The sequence below is a fragment of the Mycobacterium sp. TH-M11 genome (assembly GCF_057473725.1).
The window spans coordinates 1-5,034 of sequence record NZ_JBYCLD010000429.1; the positions used below are offsets into that span (position 1 = coordinate 1).

Annotated in this window: 5 protein-coding genes; 1 reads left to right on the plus strand and 4 read right to left on the minus strand. The window is 64.2% G+C overall.

Annotated elements, in window-relative coordinates; translation table 11 throughout:
• Positions 1–160 precede the first annotated feature (160 nt).
• Positions 161–2,131, plus strand: a complete 1,971-nt coding sequence (locus tag AC2VOG_RS16900; RefSeq protein ID WP_486941011.1) for an alkaline phosphatase family protein — start codon at positions 161–163, stop codon at positions 2,129–2,131.
• A gap of 18 nt (positions 2,132–2,149) precedes the next feature.
• Here the strand turns inward: AC2VOG_RS16900 and AC2VOG_RS16905 are convergent, their stop codons facing one another.
• The 4 genes from AC2VOG_RS16905 to AC2VOG_RS16920 form a co-directional block, all read right to left on the minus strand.
• Positions 2,150–2,341: a ferredoxin gene (locus AC2VOG_RS16905; RefSeq protein ID WP_486941012.1), complete on the minus strand. Its 192-nt coding sequence runs from the start codon at positions 2,339–2,341 to the stop codon at positions 2,150–2,152.
• Positions 2,338–3,543 carry a cytochrome P450 gene (locus AC2VOG_RS16910; RefSeq protein ID WP_486941013.1) on the minus strand — a complete coding sequence of 402 codons (1,206 nt, stop codon included), beginning with the start codon at positions 3,541–3,543 and terminating at the stop codon, positions 2,338–2,340. Before AC2VOG_RS16910 ends, AC2VOG_RS16905 begins: the two co-directional genes overlap by 4 nt.
• A gap of 98 nt (positions 3,544–3,641) precedes the next feature.
• The gene (locus AC2VOG_RS16915) at positions 3,642–4,433 is read right to left on the minus strand and encodes an NAD(P)-dependent oxidoreductase (RefSeq protein ID WP_486941014.1); all 792 of its coding nucleotides are present in this window, start codon (positions 4,431–4,433) and stop codon (positions 3,642–3,644) included.
• On the minus strand, positions 4,430–5,034 hold a 605-nt coding region (locus AC2VOG_RS16920), incomplete at its 5' end, for an NAD(P)-dependent oxidoreductase (protein ID WP_486941015.1). The genes AC2VOG_RS16920 and AC2VOG_RS16915, both read right to left, overlap by 4 nt.

Here is a 5,034-nt window from a genome sequence, read left to right on the forward strand (position 1 = left end):
GGGCCGCCGATCGCGTGTCCGTCCGATGCCGCTGAGCAGTTGTGGCGGACCGAAGTTCTGCCTGGGGAAAATTTATTCCCGCATATCGGACATTTCGGGCGGCTGGCACGCTTCCTTAACGTAGCCTGAGCATCTATTCCGCGCTCTAAGGAGTTCCATGATGGCCCAGCACGGTCGTAGCAATCGCAATCGCCGGTCGCGTGGTGTTCCGGGGCGGGGGTTGCTCGGGTTTGGCACCGGTGCGGGCGCGCTTTTGGCGTTCGGGCTGGGTCCGCTGGTGGCGGCACCGTCGGCGCATGCCGACGAGTTCGGCGCGATCATCGATCCGGTGATCAATGCGATCGCGGGGTCGCTGGGCAGTGTGGGCTTGGGTGCCGCCGAGTCCGCGGCGACAGCGGCCAGCCCGGTTGATGCCTCGTTGAATGGGCTGGAACAGGATTGGATCAGCAGCAGCTTCGGTCAGCAGTTCGACACCCTGATCAATAGTTGGTTCAACCTGGTCGATCCCAGCAGCAGTGCGTGCGGGTTGATCTGTGACGGCGCTGTTGGTCAAGGTGGCGGGTTGATCTTCGGTGATGCCGGCGCGGCTGCGCAGCCGATGAGCGAGAACTTGTTGGTCAACCCCAGCTTCGAGACGGCCGACCCGTCGGGGTCGGGCTACAGCGGGGTGACCATTCCGGGCTGGACGGAAACCGGCACCCCGACCGTGATCGCCTACGGCACTCATGGCGGTTATCCGTTCGGATTCTCGACTCCGCTCCCCAAGTTCTTTGACTTCCCGCAGAGCGCGCCCCCGGGGGCCGGGGACAATTTCGCCGGCGGCGGACCCGTGGCCACCTCCACCATCAGCCAGACCGTCGACCTCAGCGGGGCAGCCGGAACGCCGTTCACGCTGAGTGCGGACCTCGGTGGCCAAGGTTGGGACCCCTCTTCGGCCACCGTCGAGGTCACCTTCCTCGACAGCAAGGGCGACGTTGTGGGCACCGACTCGCTCAACCCGGTCACGGTCTGGGATCGGCTGTACACCACCGGGTTCGAGCAACGCGACATCTCCGGGACGGTTCCGGAGGGCACCACCTCCGCGCAGGTGACCACGACCTTCACCGACAAAGACTGGGTCCTGGGCAACTACAACGGCGCCTACGCCGACAACGAGTCGTTCACCGTCGGCGACCAGAGCCTCACCGCGGCGCCGCTGACCCCACCGACATCCGACGTCGGCCAACTGAATCACGTGTTCCTGATCTACATGGAGAACAAGGGCGTCGGCGACATCGTGGGCAGCCCCAACGCGCCTTACATCAACAGCCTGATCAACAACAACGGATATGCGGACAACTACTACGCGCTGGGCCACCCCAGCGACCCCAACTACATCCGGATCGTGGGCGGATCGGACTTCGGCCTCGATTACAACCCCACCGGCAACGTCATCGACGCACCCAGCCTCATGCAAGAAATGGATCAGGCGGGCGTGTCATGGGCCGGCTATGCACAAAGCATGCCCACCCCGGGTGACCTGGTGTCATCGGGTAACTACGCCGTCGACCAGTTGCCTTTTGCCCAGTTCAGTTACGTCTACGACAACACCCCCGCCTACCTGCAGGAACATCTGCTTCCGCTGACCCAGTTGTCCACCGACCTGCAAGATCCGAACACCTTCCCGGAATTCAGCTGGATTGCTGCTAACGAGGCCAACAACGGGGAAGGCCCCATCGATACTCCTGCTGGCCTTTCGCAGTTCCTCATCGGCCAGCTCACGAACCAGCAGTACAACGTCGCGGCCGCTGACCAGTTCGTCCAGCAAGAGGTGTCCACCATCGAACACTCGGCAACCTGGAACGACCCGACGCAAAAGGACGCGATCATCGTCACCTTCGACGAGGACAACAACAACCTGTCACTGGGCATCGGTAATGAAGGCAACAACGTTCCGATGGTCGTCATCCCGAATCAGGACGCCGTCACCAATGGGGGAATGGTGGGCGGTCATTTCACCACTGACAACTACTACAACGAGTACAGCCTGATGACCACGATTGAAGACGCCCTGCGTCCTGCTCCGGGAACGCTGGCCCCGCTCACCGTCAACGACATGTACGCCCCACCCATGAACGCATTCTGGAAATAATGGCGACGCCCGCCGGTCTTATTCGGCGATCGAGATCGCCTGCCGCGGACATTGGCGCACCGCGTCGAGCACCCGTTCCTCGTTCTCGGGGGTGACTTCGTCCTGCAATATCGTCAACGTGTCGTCGTCCTCGAGCCGAAACACCTCGGGAACGACGGCCATGCAGACCCCGTTGCTCTCGCACAGACCCCAGTCGACTTCAACTCTCATCGCAATACCTTCACCGGGACGTTCAGCCAGCCCGCGACGTTCTGCATGGTGACGCGTTTACACCTATCCCACTGCACTTCGTAACTAGGCATGAAGTCGAGCAGCTTCTCGAGTGCGATCCGGCTTTCCATCCGCGCCAGCGCGGCGCCCAGGCAACTGTGAATGCCGTACCCCAGACCGAGGTGCTGCGCCTCGGTCTGATCGCGGTCGATGTCGAAGGTGTCGGCGTCGGTGAATGCGTCCGGATCGCGGTTGGCCGCGGCGTTCATCACGAATACCGGCTTCCCGGCCGGAATCGTGCCGCCGCTGGTGTGCGCCTCTTTCAGGGTGTACCGGACGTTGTACTGCACCGGGCCTTCGTAGCGGAGCAGCTCTTCGACGGCGGCGGGGACCTTGCTGCGGTCTGCCAGCAGCTTCTGCCATTCGCCGGGATTGCGTGCGAAAAGCACTGTCGCACTGCCGATCAACTTGGTGACCGTCTCCGCACCCGCCCCGCCGAGTAGCGTGGCAAAGCTGCAGATTTCGATGTCGTCGAGTCGGCGTAGTGTGCCGTCCTCGCCGGGGATCTCGGCCGCGATCAGCCGGCTGATCATGTCGTCCTGGGGGTTCTCGCGGCGTTCCCCGACCAGCCCGTAGTAGTACATCGCAGTGTCGATGTTTGCCTGCATGCCGGCTTCGCTGACTTCGATCTGACCTGGTTCGCGGCTCAGGCTGATGTCGATCCAGTGCCGCACCTGCTGACGGTATTCGGCAGGCACCCCGGCCATTCTGGTGATGACTTCGACCGGGAAGGGGCCGGAAAAGTCTTGTACGACATCGAAATTGTCGGGATCCACGGCGGACAGATACTTGTCGGTCACCTCAGTCACGTCGTCGCGCTGTGACTGGATGGCCCGCGGCGTGAAGGCCTTGTTGAGCAGGCTGCGCATGTGGCGGTGCTCCGGCGGATCCATGAAGATGATGGACCGCATATCGGCGGGGATGCCGTTGCGCACCATCGCCAGGTCGCAGCCCCGGCTCGAGGAGTAGGTTTCGTGGTCTTTCAACGCCGCGGCCACATCCTCGTGCCGGGTGATTGCGTAGAAATCCCCCTTCTCGTCGTAGTAGAGCGGGGCGTCCTGCCGCATCCGTCGGTAGATGTCGAAGGGGTTCGCGAAGAACTCTTCGGAGAACGGATCGAAGACGACCTTCGGCTTGGTCATGACACCCTCCTCGCCGCCCGGGGAGCGGCTACACCGTTACGACGGAATGCTCGACTGTAACGCTAACGGTAGATGCTTCGTCGCGTGTCGAAAAGGCCCTAACGCTGCCCGGGAAACACGGTTTCGATGGCCTCGTCCAGCGCACCGAGGTCGCGGCCCAGCTCAGCGGCGAGTTCTCTGACCACCGCGACGTCTTTGCCGATAAATTCGCCTGCGGCTTCGATGAACGACGCCAGCGATCCGCGCGCGGCGACGATCTCCAGGACCCGGCTCGCAGCACTGCCGTGCGCCAAGGCGGTGAGCAATGTGGGTTCCGCAACGCCGAGCCGTGACGCCAACTCGACGCCAGCAGAAAGCAGCCCGATCTGCGCCGCGAACAGCGCGTTGTTGACCAGCTTTACCTTCTGGCCCGCCCCGAGCGGTCCAACGTGCAGGATCGGGTCGCCGTAGCAGCTCAACACCGGTCGGACCCTGACGACCGTTTCGTCGGCACCCCCGACGAACAGTGTCAGTGCGCCAGCAGCTGCGTCGTGCGGGCCACCGCTCACCGGTGCATCGACCACCTCGACACCACGCTCGGCGATGGCCGCCGCGGTGTGTGGGCTTCCGGTGGTGTGCAGCACCAGCGTGGAGTCGGGCGGCATCGCCGCGACCAAGCCGTCGGCCAGACAGACGTGGCGGACCTGCTCGTCGGTGAGCACGCAGAGCACCACCGCCTGCGCATCCGCGCATACCAACGCAACCTCGTCGACGGCTTCGGCGCCCGACTCGGTGATGGCCGATCGCTGCTCCACCGAACGGCCCGATACCCGGACGTGATGGCCGGCCTCGACGAGGCGGCTCACCATCGGCCGGCCCATCCGTCCCGCTCCGACGAATCCGATTCTCACCGCGGATGTGCCATCAGCGACAGCGTGGCATCGGCAGCGTCGAGGACGGCCCCGCCGGACGCAGCCGCTGCGTCGAGCACCTCGGCGAGCAAGCGGACGTCTTTCTGCAACAGCGTGCCGGCCATCCCGGCAAGCCGCATCAAACCGGCAGTATCCCCACCAAGCACGCTGAGCGCGTAGCTATTTCCGCTGCCGCGGGAGATGACCTCGGAAAGGCGTTCGGGTAAGACGCCCAGCGCGTCACCGAGCGCCAGGGTGGTGGCCGCGGTGCCCAGGTTGGCGGTGAACAGCAGGTTGTTCAGCAGCTTGGCGGTCTGCCCGGAACCCAGCGCACCCAGATGAACGATCGGATCGGCGTAGCTCGCGAAAACCGGACGGCACCGTTCGACGACATCGTCGGGACCGCCGACCATCACCAGCAGCCGGCGCTCGGCGACGGCCGGCGCGCCACCGCTGACCGGTGCGTCGATCACCGAAATACCCTGCACCGCTGCTCTTTCCGCCAGCTCGCGGCAGGTCGTGGGGTGCACGGTGCTGTGGATCGCAAGCACGCCACCCCGTTTGAGCCCGGCCAGCACCCCGTCCCGGCCGGTGGCGACCT